Consider the following 16,621-nt stretch of genomic DNA (forward strand, 5'->3'; position numbering starts at 1 on the left):
GGATTGCTCTAGAGTGGGGTGAGCCAAGACTTCCATATCGGCAACCGGGCGCGGCTTTAAAACTTACCCCTGTACGGCTACCTTTACCGCAGCCGATTTTGAACATGAAAATAAATTTCATAAAGCTGGCTTGGCTTGCGCAACCGGCGCTTAGTAGCTAAATCCCCTCTAGCTGCTTTACACTGATTCTCATGCGGCGCTTGATTGCCATTGTATTGCTACTAATATGGGGCTACTCCCTAAGCGCGCCGCTGCTCGCTTCTTCTATACGCGAAGAAAACACTGTCCCGGCCTGCTGCAGAAAGAACGGCAAGCATCACTGCACAATGGTAATGGCCACGAGAAGAAACCAAGGCGCCTCAATCCGGGAGAAGTGCCCGTACTCCCCCAAAACTGCAACAGCGGCCAATAATACTTCGCCATTTCTTTTCAGTACTGGTATCTTCTACGCCGAAATTGTCAGCCATCCGGCAGCCAATTCTCAAACAGAAGCACGATATCGAATCTCTTTCGACCGTAGCAGGCAGAAACGCGGCCCTCCAGCACAGCACACCCTCTAGCCGATCTTCCTGAACCAGCTGCACGGCGCAAATAAGTCACAGCACAGCGTGTATTCCAGTCCGGTTGGAAGATCATCCGCCTTCTATTCACACGACCATAGAATCCGGCTCTTCCTAGTGCGCCCCTTCGCATTTCGAGAGCGATGTCCGGTATTCGCTAGTTGACGAACCATTGATAGATCTGGAGGTTGCGGTGCGACGAGTTTTCGTCTCATTTCTCTTTTTATCTCTTATTGCCCTCTCCGCATTCGCTGTAATTCTTACTAATGTCCGTGGAGTGATTCACGACCCCGAGCACAAACCGATTGCGGGTGCCAAGGCAACGCTACAGTCAAAGACCTCTGCTTTTCAGCAAACGACAAAAAGTAACGCAGAGGGAGTCTTTGAATTCTCCGCAATACCGGCAGGAGAATACGTTGTGACCGTAGAAGCATCAGGATTCGCCCCTCAGGCTCAAATAATCGAGCTAACTTCAGGCAGCGCCCCCGTGCTGCACTATCAACTTGCCATTGCCTCTCTCCAACAGAATGTGGATGTAACAGCCACAGCCGCTGGGCCCGATACTGAATCCTCCACAAGGACAACACTGATCACTCGCGAACAGATAGCCCACTACGCCGGAGTCGATTCCACAAACAGCTTCCGCATCGTGACAAATTTCGTTCCCGGCGCATACATGATCCATGATCAGCTGCATGTTCGCGGAGGACATCAGATCACCTGGGCTATCGATGGCGTACCGCTGCCGAATACCAACATCGCCTCCAATGTAGGTCCGCAATTCAATCCCAAGGACGTAGATTATCTTGAGGCTCAGAGTGGAAGTTTTGCGGCAGATTACGGAGACCGCACTTATGGAGTCTTCAACGTTGCCACGCGTACCGGCTTCGAACGTAATCGCCAGGCGGAACTTGTCACCAGCTATGGCACCTACAATGCCACCGACGATCAATTAAGCTTTGGAGACCATGGTGAGAAGTTTGCCTATTATGTAAGCGCAAACGGCAATCGCTCCGATTACGGTTTGGAGGCTCCGACCAGCGTAAATCTTCATAATCATGCTTCAGGCGGTGGAGCCTTCACCTCTCTTATTTACAACGCAAGTCCTCGCGATCAGTGGCGCTTCAACGGCGGTTTCCGCGCAGACTACTATCAGGTTCCGAATGATCCGGAGATGCAGGCCAATGCCATCAGGGATCGGCAGAGAGAGCAGGATGGCTTTGCAACTCTAACCTGGGCTAGAACTTACTCGCCGGGGATTCTGCTTACCATCTCACCTTTTTACCACTTTAATCGTGCAGCATTTGAAGGGGGACCCGCCGATTCCCCAATTACAACCAATAACCGTGCTTCCAATTACGAAGGTGGTCAGATTTCTCTCTCTGAAGTAAAGGGTAAGCACAACGCCCGGGCCGGACTTTACGTCTTTGGACAGCAGGACAACACCCTCTTCTCTCTTGTAGCAAATGATGGCAGCAATCTTGCCTTCCGGCAAAAGGTCCATCCAGGAGGGGATCTGGAAGCTTTGTTTCTCGAAGATCAATACAAAGCAACTTCCTGGCTAACGCTCACTGGCGGAATCCGTATGACTCACTTTGCCGGACTTCTCAACGAAAATGCAGCCGATCCCAGGGTTGGTGTGGCGATTCGCATCCCGAAAACAGGAATTGCAATCCGGGGAGCGTATTCACGTTTCTATCAGGCGCCTCCACTAGATACTGTCTCAGGACCTCTCGAACAATACGCACTTACTCAAGGCCTCGGATTCGCTCCATTGCATGGTGAGCGCGACGAGCAGCATGAAGTTGGCATAAGCATTCCTATCCGAGGATGGGTTGCAGATTTCGATTACTTCCGCACCGGGGCACACAATTTTTTCGATCATGACGCCATCGGAAATTCGAATATCTTCCTTCCTCTTACAATCAGCTCAGCCCGCATCAAGGCCTATGAAGCGAACCTCCGCTCGCCGATGCTCTGGAAGCACATGCATGCACATCTTGTTTATTCGAATCAGCAAACACAAGGATTTGGAGGTACCAACGGGGGCTTAACCGACTTTAGTCCTCCACCGACCGGCGGATTCTATCTGGATCACGACCAACGGAATACGCTGGCAGCCGGAGCAGATGGCAATCTCCCCTGGCACGCCTTCGCGGCACTCGACATAAACTATGGTTCCGGCTTTCTACGGGAGGACGGGCCAGAACATTTGCCTAGCTATAGGACCTTGGACCTCTCGATAGGAAAGAACTTTGGCGAATCTCTCATTGTTCGCCTGTCGGCAACCAACTTTACAAACAAGCGCTATCAACTGGACACAAGCAACACCTTTGGTGGCACGCACTTTGCCGACCCAAGAATGCTCTCTGTTCAGATTCGCTATAAATTCCATTACTAAAACCCTGGGTGTCAGGCTGTAGCTTCTGTTGGAGCCAGGCAACGCATGGCCATTCATAGAAAAGGCCATGCGTTGCCAAGTAAAATAACTTTGTGGTCCTAGTTGCTTCCCCTTCCATAACACGCAGGAACTTTCCGGTGCTACTGCAAGTACCTTCGCCTCTGCGCTGGTGGCACTTGCTTAGTCTGGATGCACCTACCGTTGCTGCACTATGGGCATGGAGCTTTGCCCAATGCTTCCATCTTGTCCTGCCACTATATTCTTTAGCAATTCTGGCCCTGGGCACCTGGGCAATTTACATAACCGACCGACTTCTGGACGGCTGGCGTACATTGCCGCAAGCAGAAATGCGAGAACGGCATCACTTTTACCGTCGCCACTGGAAGGTCATGACAAGCGTGCTTCCCCTGATCGGGGGAACTTTGCTGTGGCTCATCTTCACATACATGCCGATTTCCGCACGACGGGAGGACTCAATTCTCTTTCTCGTCGCCTTCGCTTACTTCGCAGCAGTTCACTTCAAGTTCACCAGGAAGAGGCGCTGGTTTGCTAAAGAGATGTTCGTAGGGTTTATTTTTGCTGCGGCGACAGCCGTTCCAGCTTGGTCCCGATCATCAACTCATTCTCCCTCCTTCGCCATTGCGGTCGTATTCTTCGCTATTCTGTGCTGGCTAAACTGTGTAGGCATTGAAAGATGGGAAAGTCAGGATGGAACCGCACATAAAGCATTTCCTCTTACAACCGCGGCGGTTTTGGCACTGGGAATCCTCGTGCTCTACTTCGCCGTATATATGCACAGCCCCGCAGAGAAGCTCTTCTTAGTGGAGGTATTTAGTGCAGGTCTTCTTTTGCTCATCGACAAGTTACAGATCAGGCTCAGCCGAATGACGTCGAGGGTCGCTGCAGATCTTGCGCTCTTGACCCCGATACTGATCTTTCCGTGGTTCGCATGAGCAGTCCGAATTTTGACCGGATCGCTCGCCTCTATCGCTGGCTTGAATATTTCAGCTTCGGGCTGCTTTTGGACAATTGCAGGAATGCGTTTTTGGCTCATCTTGGCACATCACAAAGGGCCTTGGTGTTAGGAGATGGCGACGGCCGATTCACAACTCGCCTTCTTGCTTCAAATTCAAGCATCTTCGTCGATGCCGTCGACGTAAGTACTGTGATGCTATCGCTGCTGCAGAAAAGAGCATCAGCAGCAGGAATACAAGACCGCTTGAGAATACACGGGCAAGACATCCGAAATTTTCATCCTTCTGCCGGTTACGATCTCGTGATCTCCCACTTTTTCCTGGATTGCCTGACGGAACCTGAACTACAAACTCTTGCATCAAAGATCCGCAACTCGCTCTCAAGCTCCGGACAATGGATCGTTTCAGAATTTGCGATTCCCCATACTCCCTGGAAAAGAGGAATTGCTGTATTCCTGATCGGCTTTTTATATTGCATCTTCGGTTGGCTTACAGGTTTGCAGACTAGGCACTTGCCGGACTATACCGCAATTCTGGAACAGGAGAATTTTGTCTTAAATAAGAGCAGATCCAGACTTGGGGGAATTCTTGTAAGCCAAATATGGATACCGAGAAGTTGATCCGTGAGCAACCGGATTCCATTGTGCTCGTCTAATGAGAGGAGCGAGGTTTCAGCGTGGCGACTATCCTGCTTTATATTTCAGCTACTCTTCAGGAAGCTGAGTACGAAGAAATTGAGGTAATTCGTCGGTACAGCATGTGGAGCTGGAGGTTGTGGCCTGAAGATATAGCAAATGTCGCACCTGGCATAGATCCCCCAACCGGACCTGATCCCGATCCAGATCCAGACCCCAATCCGGCTCCGGAACCGGACCCTGAACCTGTGCCTCCTCCATCACCCAATCCTGGACCAGACCCAGGTTTTCCTATCGACCCGTTTCCGCGACCGGTACCTGTCAGAGTTACAACTGTCTTTCAATTCCAATTCAATCGAGAAATCGGGTAAGGAGTCCGCGAATAAAGGTCTCCTTCGCTCGAATCGTAATCGTCTTCCTCACTCTGTTCACGCACCTTCGGCAATCCACATTTACCCTGCATTCATCCCGGGCGCCTGTGCAGAGCCGCTGCTGCCGACCCGCTCTCGCGGCCGCACTCGCAAAGGCAGGCGCAATGCAGCAAAGAAGGCTAGAAGATGAAAGACACATAACAACCCGAAGGTAGCCGTAAAGGCTCCTGACCTTTGGCCTGAAATTGAAATCGAAGCTGTTCTGGAGTGCAGGAAGATCGCAAGGATAGTTGTAGCAGTTGGCCCGCCCAGGCGCTGCACGATATTGATAGCGGTCGTAGCAATTGGAACTGCCTCTCTTGGAATTGACGAATACGCAGCAGCAATGGAGGGAATACCGATTGCCCCCATACCAACACCGCGGATGAAGAGCGCGATACCAATAACGCTCATCGATAGAGCGGAAGATGGCAGCAAAGCAAAGGGCAAGGTTCCAAGCAATGCAATCAGAGAACCACTGGCACTAACTCTACGCGGGCCGAAACGATCCGTAAGTGCTCCCATAGAAGGATAAGAGCAGAGCATCCCGACGCCAGCGGGAGCTAGCAGCATTCCAGTCTTCTCGGGTGAAATGTGCAGCTCCGAAAGCAGGTAGAGCGGCAGTAGCATCTGTCCGCCAAAGGCAATAGAATTCGTGAGAAACTGAGCACAAGCAGCGGCATTGAAATGCGAATCCCGAAAAAGATTCAAATCGATGAGGGCAGCATTTCCCCGCCTGAGTGCATGCCAAACAAAAGCCATCAGGAGGAAAAGAGATATTGCTAATCCCAACGGATATTCCGACCCACGGAAAGGATTACTCCCTAATCCCTCAAAGCTATATAAAAGCAAAACCAATGCCGGAGAAATCAACAGGAATCCCACAAGATCGAAACTTCTCGCTCGTCCGCTGACACCATCTTTCGGCAATATCCAAAATGCCAACAGCGTAGCCAAAATCCCAATGGGAAGGTTGATAAAAAAGATCCATCGCCACGAGGCGTGTTGCAGAATCAGTCCGGCGAGAGAAGGACCGCAGATCGGACCAAGTAGAACAGGCACAACGATAATTCCGGCTACACGTGCAATATGGCGAGGTGCCTCTCTGGCAACCATCATCTGCGCCATCGGAGCAAGCAGCCCTCCAGCCATCCCCTGCAGTACCCGCGCCCCAATCAAAGCTTCTGCCGAAGGTGAAAACCCACACAACACCGAGGCAAAGGTGAATAGCGCAAAGCATCCTATATAAACACGCTTCGCGCCGATCCGATCTACCAGCCAGCCACTCAAGGGAAGCATCAGAGCTAGCGCCAAGAGATAACCTGTGATCACCCACTGCAATGTTGCCAGCGTGACATGTAGCTCTCGCCCCAAAGTTGCAAGGGAAACATTCACTACAGTTGAATCGAGGCTGGTAATCAGAGGCCCGAGCAGCACCACCCCGCACAACTTCCATACGCGAGGTTCGATGCGCTCTACCGTCGAATTGGAAACAAAGCTCATCCTCTTACTGCATCCAAAACTGCCTGTGTAGTGCGGACACGCCCCATACGCGGAAAGATGTTTTCCGTAGCAAACCGATGTGCCTCAGCGCTCACTGTGCTCATAGCATCTTCTACGAAGACCACCTCGTAACCGCGGTCAAATGCGTCTCGAGCGGTGGACTCAACGCCAAAGTTAGTTGCTATCCCTCCCAACACAATCGTGCGAATTCCTCTCCGGCGTAATTGCTGGTCTAACTCCGTACCGTAAAAAGCGCCCCACTGCCTCTTTGTAACCACAAGATCGGAAGATTGGATAGTAAGTGTTGAAATCAGCTCCGAAGCTTCCGCCGGAGGTGGAGGAGAATTGGGATCTCGTATGGGCAAATCCACAGGTAAATGCAGCACGTCCGAGATCAACACATGCACAAAGACAATGGTTGCACCAGCGTCCCTCAGACCATCGGAAAGCTGGATGGAACGCTCAACAACTTCATCGCTTGTGTACGGAGCCAAGGACCGTCCGAGAATGCCATTTTGCAAGTCGATTAATACCAATGCGGTGGAAGCGGGATTGAGAGTCAGAGATAAAGACATGTGAGAACCCCTCCGAATATGAGGATACCCTCATATTCTTAAAGCTATAATATGAGCATGCCCTCAGATATGTCAACGAGTCGAAGAATTCCCCAACAAGAACGCGGAGAGCGGCGTGTTGCACAACTGCTCGATACTGCAGCAGAGATACTGGCTGAAGTCGGTTACGATGCTTCTACGATGACAGAGATTGCAGAACGCGCAGGTTCCTCCATCGGAGCGGTTTACCAGTATTTCCCCAATAAGGAAGCTCTCGTCCGTGCTCTTCGGGACAAGTATAGGGATGAAATGCGGAGCCACTGGGCAAGGCTAGCAATGTTTCCCGAGAGCATATCTGTCGAGCAGATGGCACACCGCTTCATCGACATCGTGGTCAGCTTTGTAGAAGAACACCCAGCTTACTTTGCTGTGCTCGACGCACCAATCAAATACAACCGGGACCGGGCGGCCAAAGTTCGCTTCCGGGAGCAGCTAGCGGATGTTTTTTTGAATAGGCATCCTGAATTATCAAAGGAACGCGCTTATCGGATTGCTAACGTCTCATTGCAAATCATTAAAAGCATGAATCTGCTTTATGCCGATGCCAACGTGAAAGAAAGGGTAGAGCTTGTTAAGGAGTACAAGATTGCACTGACCGGATATCTGAAATCGACGCTGGTATTGAGATAAATCCCGAGAGTCCAATTCCTGCACACGGAATGTCTTAAGGCCTAAATCTAATAATGTAAGCATCGGCAACCGAGCAGCAGCCACATCGGACTGAAGATGCTCGGCTACCGATACACCCTTTTCCTAAAACTTAAGGCCTTACTCCTGCCTGAATTAACGCATCCGCCCAGAGCTGATATCCAGCATCACTCGGGTGCGTACCATCCGGCATCATCGTACGAGGTAATGTGCCATCCGGAGTAAGGAACTGTTGACCGATATTAAGAAAAGTAACTTGAGGTTTGCCGGAAAGGCGCTGAGACAAGAGCTGATTCAGCTTTTGGATCGGAGCCCGCAAGGGACTGTCCGGCTTCTCACCTCTGGGCAAAATAGCCATCAAGAGAATGCGGCTTTGAGAAGAGCGCAGGTGGATCTCATCGTAGATGGCTGCTATTCCATCGACAATCTCCTCTGGCGTATTCGCACGTGCATTCTTCGTGCCTGTGAGATTATTCGTACCTATCGCCAAAACTACCCATTGAGGATTGATGCCGTCGAACTCTCCTTGACGAAGCCGCCACAGAACGTTTTGCGTGCGGTCCCAGCCAAAGCCCATATTCATCACGGGCTTCGCGCCGAAGATTTTCTGCCACGCCGTTGGTCCATTCACATGACTTCCATTGGGCAGTCCTCCCCAGAAATGGGTAATGGAATCCCCAATGGTGACGACACGCGGCTTTAGCTTCTTTTGAAGATCCAGTTCCGCATGATGCCTCGCATACCAATCATAGGAATCCACCTCCAGCTTAGGCACTGGAATCAGAGCGGTATTAATATCCGTCATGGATGCAATTGGAACCTGCGGAGCATCTCCCATCAGTTTTGCCAAGGTAGGCTCAATGGCTTCAGCCATCATGCGTTGTCCGTTCGAATCCGGATGTAGAGCTTTACCAGGATGAGCCAAACGCGGATCGTAGAAGATAGAAGTATTCAAGACACCGTCGCGGAAAAAGATCGAGCCGATATCGAGATAAGTCACGCGCGGATTCTCACCGTAGCAGGTGGACAGGTAACGGTTCACAGCCCGATCACGCTCTGTTTTGCTATCGGAAATATCACTCGGCAAAATCCCCAGAAGCAGAATCTTCGTTTCCGGCAAGTGCTGTTCCAGAGAAGCAACAACCGCATCGATTCCGGTCTCAGTCTGTTCTGCCGACTGATTTTCGTGGCCGGTATTGTTGGTCCCTATCAGCAGAACGACAACCTTTGGATGAAGTCCATCTACCTCGCCATGTTCCAGACGCCACAGAACATGTTCTGTAGCGTCACCACTAAAGCCAAGATTCAGGGCCTTGCGAGGTTCATAAAATTGCTTCCAGGTCGGCTGAAAATTCTCATCCGGGAGACGATCCTTATCGTAGTTATTGGTGATGGAATCACCGATAAGTAAAAGTTGCGCATCCGGTTGGTTATGAACGGCCTCTAGCACAGCCTTATGACGATCACCCCACCAAGACTCGCCGAGACGATCTGATGGAACAATGGCAGGATTTGCAGCACCCACTGCCTGTGCCAGACAGGAAGAAGCAAGAATGAAGACAGGCAGAAGAAGCGCAATCCGCAGGAGAAGACCGTACAGCGAAGATTTTCGGCTCGTAGATTTCACGCACGTATTTTACAAGCTCCCCTATCCTTCATCGGAGGGAAAGGGGACGCGCCAACGAGCTGCCGACCCAAACTAGAAAAGTCGGTACGAGCCTGTGTTCTTCACTCGCAACGAAGTACTGTTTGCGGCTCAACCTTCGTTGCCCGGCGTGATGGGATCCAGGATGCCACAAAAGCAACGGCAGTCAAAAAGAACGGCACGAGGGTAAAGGTTATTGCGTCGTGCGGTTTAACTCCATAAAGGAAGCTACTGGCAAATCTTGCCACCATCCAAGCTGCAGGCAGTCCGACGATCACGGCAATCAGGGTGAGCAGCAAGCCTTGACGAAGAACCAGACGTTGTACCTCCCCAACGCGCGCACCGAGCGCCATCCGGATACCAATCTCGCGTGTACGGCGGCTTACTGAATAGCTCATTACGCCATAGAGTCCAACAGCAGCCAAAATCAAACCAACAAGACCGAAGACACCGAATAGCGTACCAGCCAGACGAGGAAGGAAGAATGCATCCCGTAAATGTTCTTCCATTGTTGCCGTATTGAAGATAGCCATCGAGGAGTCCAGGGAATGAATCTGATCGCGAACAGCGTTCGCAAGATTTCCAGAATCTCCCGAATAACGAACCAGCAGGGAATATCCCATGCCTGAAGGATCGCTGGCTACATTCTGATCAAGCAGACGATAAAGAACCGGGCGGGGCTTCTCCCCCAAGGTACGTGACTTGGTGTTCTGGACCACACCGATGATCTGATAGGTGACACCTCCACCCGAAACCTGCTGGCCAAGAGGATTCTCTCCACTGAGTATGCGCTGAACAAAGGTTTGATTGACCACCGCGAACTTAGTTCCCGTAGAGCGCTCGGAAGCAAAATCACGACCGGCAAGACGGGCGATCCCCATAGTTTCAAAATAACCGGGAGTAACCATAAACAGATCTACTGTCGCGGTAGACTCCGAAGAAGTCGATCCACTCTTAATCAGGAATCCATCACTGCGATGTCCTCCCGAAAGCGGTACACCATCGGTGCATCCCACAGAGAGGACGCCAGGAAGAGTCGCCACATTTCGACGTAGTTGTGTGAGGAACTGAATCGTGCGCTCAGAAGTATAGCCCTGTGTCTGCGGATCGACCGCCATCATGAGGATGCCATTCGCGCGGAAACCAATAGGAATATCCGCAGCATACTGTAAGCTGCGCAGGAAAAGTCCAGTAGCACAGAGCAGCACCAGGGACATCGCAATCTGGCTGACAACAAGAGTATTGCGCAACGTCCACCGTCTCCCTGAACGGGCAAGTGCATCTTCCCCCTTCAGCGCATGAGAAAGGAGCGGACGTGAGGCTACGAATGCCGGAATAACGCCAAACAGCAATCCGGAACCAATGCTGAGTGCAAAGGCATATAGCAGAACCCTCCAGTCGATGCTAAGACTAAGGTCAATCGGAACCGGCGCAGGAAGGTGGAAGGAAGAAAGCCCCTGAAGAGAGCACAATGTAAGGCCGATGCCGAGAAGCCCCCCACCGAGGGAAAGTAATGTACTCTCCAACAACAATTGACGGAGAAGCTGACTGCGCGTAGCACCCATTGCTATGCGCACCGCCATCTCCCGCTCGCGACCTGCAGCTTGAGCCAAAAGCAGGTTGGCCATATTCGTACCGGCAATACAGAGAACGAGCAGCACAATAACACCGAGTACGGCCAGAAATAACAGGATAGAGGAGCTGTCGCGAGGAGGAAGTGCTCCTGCCCGCTCAAAACGAAAGCCTCCGTCTTTATCCGTATCCGGATGAGCGGTTGCAAGACGTTGTGCCAGTACGCTGAGTTCCGCTGTTGCCTGCTCCGTTGTAACTCCGGGAGCCATTCGCCCAGCAACCTGTAACCAGTGTTGTGAACGTGTTGTCCAATCCAAAGGCGTAGACTGCAAGCGTTCGAGAGTTCCCAGCGGCACCCAAAATTGAGGAGCCAGAATAGCATCCAGCCCACGAAAGGAAGGGGGCGCTACACCAACCACAGTGAATGCCTGTCCGGAAAGAAGTATTGTTTTGCCAACCACAGCCGGGTCCGATGCAAAGTAGCTCTTCCACAAGCCATGGCCCAGAACAATTACCGGAATATGTTCTTCCGAATTCAAGAAACCTCGGCCAAGTGTCATCGAAAGCTGGGTGACATCGAAATAGTTCGACTTTGCAGCTTGTCCCCACACCCGTATGGGTTCGCCGTAGCCACTGAGAGAAGCGGGCAATAGATCGAAATAAGCGGTAACGCCGGAAAAAGATCTGGTTTGCTCCTGCACATCTTTAAAAGCTGGCCAGGAGAAAGAATTGATTTCATTCTTGTGAGTCGTATGCAAGTTCATCAAACTTGCAGGCTCGCCAACTGGGGCAGGACGCAAAACAAATCTGCTGACAATGGAAAAGATAGTGGCGTTTGCTGCGATTCCGAGAGCGATGGAAAGAACCGCCGCACAGACGAAAACCGGAGACTTGGAAAAACGCCTCAGCGTGTAAGTGAAATCGCGCCACAAAGTAGTCGGAGACAGGAATGTTCGTATCTCCTTTTGCCGTTGCTGCAGCAAGGCAACATTGCCAAACTGCCGGCGTGCAGCCGAAGCTGCTTCTGCGGGGGACATTCCCTGCTGAATAAATCTATCGGTAAGCAGCTCGACATGCATCTGAATCTCATCGTCGAAATCGCTGTCTGCTTTCCGTTGATGAAACAGCTCTTGAAGCTTTGCGAGGAGGATACGAAGTCGAGCACGCATGGCTTACCTTTGCCCTTCCAGCTGCAACAGACGGCCAATAACACCGGAGATTCGCTCCCAGTTTTCCGTTTCGAGTGCCAGCTGTTTCATGCCGCGTTTGGTAATGGAATAGAACTTGGCCTTACGGTTATTCTCGGAAGCTCCCCACTCGGAGGTGATCCAACCCTGCTGCTGCAAACGCAAAAGCGAGGTATAGACAGTTCCCTCATTCAGTTGCAAAACATCCTCGCTGATCTGCTCAATCCGGCGGGCAAGTCCAAAGCCATGCAGAGGCCCCAAGGCGTTCAAGGTCTGCAAAATCATTAAATCGAGTGTACCTTGTAAAACTTCGGATTTTTTGGCGTCCACAATCTCTCCTTTGGACATTGCAAAGAAAGTAGCACCATTCCTTTGGAATGTCCATAGGAGATTATTTAAGCCGAATCAAATCTGAGAGGCGGCCAGAGGACTGAGGATCAGATTGGAAATATTGCTTACGATCTGCTCAAAACCATAGCGGGAAGAACTCGATAGCTTCTTCCAATCAGGATCATTACGAAACTTGTCCCATTGTGCGGTCAGCTCCGCGAGATCACTAAAACTCAGCATATAGGTCAGATTAGGAAGGTGAGGACCAATCAAGCCATCGCCGTAAAACACCTGCCGAAAACCCGCCTTCCGAAAGATCTCGAATTCACCATGGTGGAACATCTCTACTTTTCGAACGTGATCTTGATTACTGGGACTCTCATATGTCCGCAACTGGAAGATCCGCTTAGTGCTGGAGCTATCGAACTTTGGAGGTGTTAATTTCGGCCAGCCTTCAAAAGCAATCAGCAGAGAGCTATCTACACGAAGGAAGGCAGGCTCTTTTGCTGGGGCGCTCCAAAAAGACTCGGCTGTTTTTATAAACTGTTCGTCCTGCGCAAGGTGCAGTTCAGCTGTCACCAAAGCTTCCAGAGAACTTCCAGGAATCAACAAATAATAGGCCGGAGTATCCGGACCGATATCGAGCTTAAAGGCTCCTATGGGAGAAAGGCCCGAGCGATTCAACGCAGGAATAAGGGCCTCTTCGAAATAGTGCTCCGTAAGCTGCAGCTGTGGCCCTGTCTGCAGGTGATACCTTCGCAATTCGTAGTACTCACGAGGTTTTTGAGCTGCGGCTTCGGTTGCCGCGTTTGAGGCAAACGCAGCAGCCGATAGAGCAAGAGAAGATTTTAGGAATCGCCGTCTGTGCAAAATCTCTCCTTTTTATTCATCACTGAATGTGGTTACGAGTCTGACCTTTTATCGGTCCTCCCGGCCATAGGCTGAGGACTCCCGATCCATCTCTTCAGGAGTAATCTCATGCGCGGCCAAAATCACCCGATGACGAAATATTACGGTCTTGCCCTTCTCCAGAGTGAAATCAAGTGGCGCAGCAGAAGGATCGAAGATCTTTCTACCTAAAGGGTTCGCGGCAAACAATCCATAGCCCCGTGCATGCCAGTAGGTCGGATAGTCCGGATTTTCAGGGTGATCGATAATTGCAACTGAAACTGTATCTTCCCCGCGCTTCCCGGTTAGGATGCACCACTTCCCTCTAGTTCCCCAAACCGCGTCACCTTTCTTCCCTTCGCTGGTGAGATAAATGCCCGTAGCTCCTGGTACATTCTGGGCCTCAACCTTCGTGGCAACACCATTGGCGTCGGTAAAGGTTCCGCCCTTCTCATTGGGAGATTCAAGCCATCGTGCTACACGTATCCCCAGAAGCCCTTCCTTGTCGTCATGGAAGACGACGCGATCGAGCGCATGCAAGGTTGTAATCCGATCAACGACGCGCGAATTTTCACTTTTGGTAAATACATAACGCGTGTTTTCTCGAAGGATCTTTTCGTTATTGCCTGTGATCCATACAGTCTCGACCACCAGTTCTCCATGATCGGCACCGTTCTTCATAGACAAGATTTTTTCATGCTCAATCGTGCCCATTTTGGTGCGGGACTCGGGCTTGATGGCATCGGAGTTATTCCAAAAGTCAAAACCATTCACGTTGCCATAGTTAAACCACATCCCTGCATGATGATGATGATCCGTCCGCTCTCCTGGCAACGGGGCAAGAGGATAGCCTCGTGTTACCGTAATTCCGCCAGGAGCAATCAGCGGATAAAGGACAGGCTTTTTCAACGTTGTCGGCCAGATATAAGAGGTAAAGGGTTCCCCATCGATGGTTATATCCACGCGCCGGTTCTCCGCATCCGAGCGAAGCTGAACACCTTTCGTCGACGACGCAGCTGACACATACCCAGGCATAGCAACGAGTACAAAGAGACAGCGGAGCAGCAGCTTACGCATAGGCTTGTCCCCCGACCAGCACCTGCTGTGTCTCATTATTGAAGGTAACCCTCTGCCCTGTCTGAATCGCAGCTATCGTCATACATAGAGCGACGGAATGACTATATCCAGCCTCAATATTGGCATTGGGCTGCTTTCTCGAACGCACGCACTCCATCCAGTTGCGCATATTGGCAGAAGTCATTGAATCGGCGCCCGTATTTGCAGATGTCTCCACTTTCTCGACATTCTCCGTCAGGGAGAAGCTGCCCAACAGATTTTCTTTCATACCCATCTCAGCTGCGGCTCGTGCTTGGAGCCCTCCTTCAGGAGTGACTCGCTGCTTATCCATATCGAGCATGCCGCCGTTCGAGTAATAGAGCTCCTTAATGCCTCCGGCAGAGTTCGTCTGTCGCGAAGAGTAGATAACCTGAAATCCCTTTGTTGGGTCATTCACCGGACCATAATCAAAAACTGCGGTCAGGGTATCCCAATTCTTCCGGCCATCTTTCCATAAATAGAGTCCACCATTCGCTACCACACTGCGAGGATGAGGATATCCACTGAACCAGTGAACAGTGTCGATCTGATGCACCAGCCATTGATCCGGAATTCCTGAGGAATACGGCCAGAAGAGACGGAACTCAAGATACTTGCGGGCATCGAAGGATTCAGGCGGACGGTTCATCAGGAATCGCTTCCAGTCTGTGTCCTGTTCCTTCAAGAGCGGAACCACATTGGGACGCCGCCAGCGTCCGGGCTGATTGACGTTCCACGTCATCTCAACCATCACAATGTCGCCAAACTTTCCGGAACGGATGTACTCGTAGGCCTGCTGATAGCTTGGAGTACTCCGCCTTTGGGTTCCAATCTGTACGATCTGTCCGGTCTGCTTCACCGCATCCCGAATTGCACGAGCATCGGCCATAGTATTTGCAAGCGGCTTTTCGACATAGGCATCTCGCCCGGCCTTTACAGCTTCAACGCCATGAAGCGCATGCTGAAAGTCGGCCGTAGCAATGATCACAGCATCGACATCTTTTCTTTCATAAAGCTCTTCATTGTTGCGTGTCGTAACTATTGAATGACCGCTGAGCTTCTGCAGGAGAGCGGCACCTTCCTCACGGCGACGACTCCACAAATCCGATACGGCGACGAATTCGAAGTTCATCTCCTTGGCATGCTGCTGGAAAGAAGGAACCAACGCTTGACGAGCACGGTCACCGGCGCCCACCAGCCCTACGCGAATCCGATCGTTTGCGCCAATAATGCTCGCATAACTGGAGGCATTCCACGATACCGCTGTACCGGCCAATACTGTGCTACTCATTTTCAGAAAATCTCTTCGACTCGTATCCTCTGGCGACATCGACTGTCCCTCCCAATGGCATTTGCTTCGACAGATTGCGCAGACAGGTTCTTCTCCGTCAGCGTGCGAAGTTTACAGATTTCGTGCAGGTGTTGTCTCTTAAGAAATGATTCTCTGTTTGGAAAAGGCGCATTCTGTAGATCGGTGTTACTCCGGTAGTCACTCTTCCGGTACTCCGGAAGCATCTATTCGCATCATAAGAATTGCTTGTGCCGAGGCGAATCAACCCAGAAAAGGAGCACAGACAATGAGTAAAGCCGACGTGGTTTACGATCCACCCAAAGAAGAATCTCCCGATATTCCGCAAGCGATCTCAGAATTCTGCAATGGCAAAGATCTTCGCACCAAGCTTGGGCAGGCAATTCGAGCTTCCACCGTCGATGAACAAGGTTGGCCACATGCGGCAGTACTAAGCGCAGGCGAAGTTCTAGCTATCGATAGCCGGACCTTTCGAATTGCACTATGGCCAGATTCCGGGACCACCAAAAACATTGTCCGAGATGGCCGTTTGACTCTTACCTTTCCGTGTTGCGGAGGACTCTACGAGTTCCGCTTACAGGGGAAGGCAATAGCCGAACAACAAACGAAGTACCATTTGAAATTCTTCGAGACAACTACCATCAGTGCAAGAAGACATCTTTCGCAATACGCCGATGTTGTCAGTGAAGTGACCTTGAAGATCCATCCTGAAGAAGTTGAACGGGTGTTGCAGAGGTGGGAAGAACAGATTGAAGCTCTTCGGAATTGTGCTAAGAGCGCGGCAGCATGAAATAGAAATATAGGGGGAGGGTTATGAGGTATTTCTTCTCCCCTTATCTCTGCGTCCGTT

Annotated in this window: 14 protein-coding genes; 6 read left to right on the top strand and 8 right to left on the bottom strand. The window is 51.2% G+C overall.

The annotated features are described in order from the left end of the window. Nucleotides 1–753: 753 nt before the first annotated feature. The 4 genes from AC6I7T_RS10330 to AC6I7T_RS10345 all read left to right on the top strand — a co-directional run bounded on the left by AC6I7T_RS10330 (nucleotide 754) and on the right by AC6I7T_RS10345 (nucleotide 4,941). Entirely contained in the window at nucleotides 754–2,961 is a 2,208-nt protein-coding gene (locus tag AC6I7T_RS10330) for a TonB-dependent receptor (protein WP_497793301.1), read from the top strand. Nucleotides 2,962–3,098: 137 nt separating this feature from the next. After that, nucleotides 3,099–3,914, top strand: coding sequence for a hypothetical protein (locus AC6I7T_RS10335; RefSeq protein WP_497793302.1), 816 nt, complete (start codon nucleotides 3,099–3,101; stop codon nucleotides 3,912–3,914). Beyond that, the gene (locus tag AC6I7T_RS10340; RefSeq protein ID WP_497793303.1) at nucleotides 3,911–4,555 is read left to right on the top strand and encodes a class I SAM-dependent methyltransferase; all 645 of its coding nucleotides are present in this window, start codon (nucleotides 3,911–3,913) and stop codon (nucleotides 4,553–4,555) included. Before AC6I7T_RS10335 ends, AC6I7T_RS10340 begins: the two co-directional genes overlap by 4 nt. Nucleotides 4,556–4,611: 56 nt before the next feature. Then, entirely contained in the window at nucleotides 4,612–4,941 is a 330-nt protein-coding gene (locus AC6I7T_RS10345) for a hypothetical protein (protein WP_497793304.1), read from the top strand. A gap of 81 nt (nucleotides 4,942–5,022) precedes the next feature. Here the strand turns inward: AC6I7T_RS10345 and AC6I7T_RS10350 are convergent, their stop codons facing one another. After that, nucleotides 5,023–6,483 carry a DHA2 family efflux MFS transporter permease subunit gene (locus AC6I7T_RS10350; RefSeq protein ID WP_497793305.1) on the bottom strand — a complete coding sequence of 487 codons (1,461 nt, stop codon included), beginning with the start codon at nucleotides 6,481–6,483 and terminating at the stop codon, nucleotides 5,023–5,025. Further along, complete coding sequence (locus AC6I7T_RS10355; protein WP_497793306.1) at nucleotides 6,480–7,058, bottom strand: hydrolase; 579 nt, start codon at nucleotides 7,056–7,058, stop codon at nucleotides 6,480–6,482. The genes AC6I7T_RS10350 and AC6I7T_RS10355 overlap by 4 nt, the downstream gene beginning before the upstream one ends. Before the next feature lie 69 nt (nucleotides 7,059–7,127). On the opposite strand from AC6I7T_RS10355, the gene AC6I7T_RS10360 reads away from it, so the two are divergent. Next, complete coding sequence (locus tag AC6I7T_RS10360) at nucleotides 7,128–7,727, top strand: TetR/AcrR family transcriptional regulator (protein WP_497793307.1); 600 nt, start codon at nucleotides 7,128–7,130, stop codon at nucleotides 7,725–7,727. Nucleotides 7,728–7,857: 130 nt separating this feature from the next. On the opposite strand, the gene AC6I7T_RS10365 is transcribed toward AC6I7T_RS10360, so the two are convergent. The 6 genes from AC6I7T_RS10365 to AC6I7T_RS10390 all read right to left on the bottom strand — a co-directional run bounded on the left by AC6I7T_RS10365 (nucleotide 7,858) and on the right by AC6I7T_RS10390 (nucleotide 15,753). Next, nucleotides 7,858–9,372, bottom strand: a complete 1,515-nt coding sequence (locus AC6I7T_RS10365; RefSeq protein ID WP_497793309.1) for a GDSL-type esterase/lipase family protein — start codon at nucleotides 9,370–9,372, stop codon at nucleotides 7,858–7,860. A 101-nt stretch (nucleotides 9,373–9,473) separates the two neighbouring features. After that, nucleotides 9,474–12,131 carry an ABC transporter permease gene (locus tag AC6I7T_RS10370; protein WP_497793310.1) on the bottom strand — a complete coding sequence of 886 codons (2,658 nt, stop codon included), beginning with the start codon at nucleotides 12,129–12,131 and terminating at the stop codon, nucleotides 9,474–9,476. A gap of 3 nt (nucleotides 12,132–12,134) precedes the next feature. Further along, nucleotides 12,135–12,497, bottom strand: coding sequence for a PadR family transcriptional regulator (locus AC6I7T_RS10375; RefSeq protein WP_497793311.1), 363 nt, complete (start codon nucleotides 12,495–12,497; stop codon nucleotides 12,135–12,137). 57 nt (nucleotides 12,498–12,554) lie between these two features. Next, nucleotides 12,555–13,349: an NIPSNAP family protein gene (locus tag AC6I7T_RS10380; protein WP_497793313.1), complete on the bottom strand. Its 795-nt coding sequence runs from the start codon at nucleotides 13,347–13,349 to the stop codon at nucleotides 12,555–12,557. Between the two features lie 48 nt (nucleotides 13,350–13,397). Beyond that, on the bottom strand, nucleotides 13,398–14,444 hold the full coding sequence (locus tag AC6I7T_RS10385) for a DUF6807 domain-containing protein (protein WP_497793314.1): 1,047 nt from the start codon (nucleotides 14,442–14,444) through the stop codon (nucleotides 13,398–13,400). Beyond that, the gene (locus tag AC6I7T_RS10390) at nucleotides 14,437–15,753 is read right to left on the bottom strand and encodes a Gfo/Idh/MocA family protein (protein WP_497793315.1); all 1,317 of its coding nucleotides are present in this window, start codon (nucleotides 15,751–15,753) and stop codon (nucleotides 14,437–14,439) included. Before AC6I7T_RS10390 ends, AC6I7T_RS10385 begins: the two co-directional genes overlap by 8 nt. A gap of 286 nt (nucleotides 15,754–16,039) precedes the next feature. Here AC6I7T_RS10390 and AC6I7T_RS10395 point away from each other — a divergent pair, with 286 nt between their 5' ends. Beyond that, the gene (locus AC6I7T_RS10395) at nucleotides 16,040–16,561 is read left to right on the top strand and encodes a pyridoxamine 5'-phosphate oxidase family protein (protein ID WP_497793316.1); all 522 of its coding nucleotides are present in this window, start codon (nucleotides 16,040–16,042) and stop codon (nucleotides 16,559–16,561) included. Nucleotides 16,562–16,621: the final 60 nt, after the last annotated feature.

This window comes from Humiphilus diazotrophicus (assembly GCF_059726315.1).

Bases quoted from the DNA above. Each gene is read 5' to 3' on its own strand.
- AC6I7T_RS10340 (WP_497793303.1), top strand. From the start codon at position 3,911: ATGAGCAGTCCGAATTTTGACCGGATCGCTCGCCTCTATCGCTGGCTT.
- AC6I7T_RS10350 (WP_497793305.1), bottom strand. From the start codon at position 6,483: ATGAGCTTTGTTTCCAATTCGACGGTAGAGCGCATCGAACCTCGCGTA.
- AC6I7T_RS10355 (WP_497793306.1), bottom strand. From the start codon at position 7,058: ATGTCTTTATCTCTGACTCTCAATCCCGCTTCCACCGCATTGGTATTA.
- AC6I7T_RS10360 (WP_497793307.1), top strand. From the start codon at position 7,128: ATGTCAACGAGTCGAAGAATTCCCCAACAAGAACGCGGAGAGCGGCGT.
- AC6I7T_RS10370 (WP_497793310.1), bottom strand. From the start codon at position 12,131: ATGCGTGCTCGACTTCGTATCCTCCTCGCAAAGCTTCAAGAGCTGTTT.
- AC6I7T_RS10375 (WP_497793311.1), bottom strand. From the start codon at position 12,497: ATGTCCAAAGGAGAGATTGTGGACGCCAAAAAATCCGAAGTTTTACAA.
- AC6I7T_RS10385 (WP_497793314.1), bottom strand. From the start codon at position 14,444: ATGCGTAAGCTGCTGCTCCGCTGTCTCTTTGTACTCGTTGCTATGCCT.
- AC6I7T_RS10390 (WP_497793315.1), bottom strand. From the start codon at position 15,753: ATGAGTAGCACAGTATTGGCCGGTACAGCGGTATCGTGGAATGCCTCC.
- AC6I7T_RS10395 (WP_497793316.1), top strand. From the start codon at position 16,040: ATGAGTAAAGCCGACGTGGTTTACGATCCACCCAAAGAAGAATCTCCC.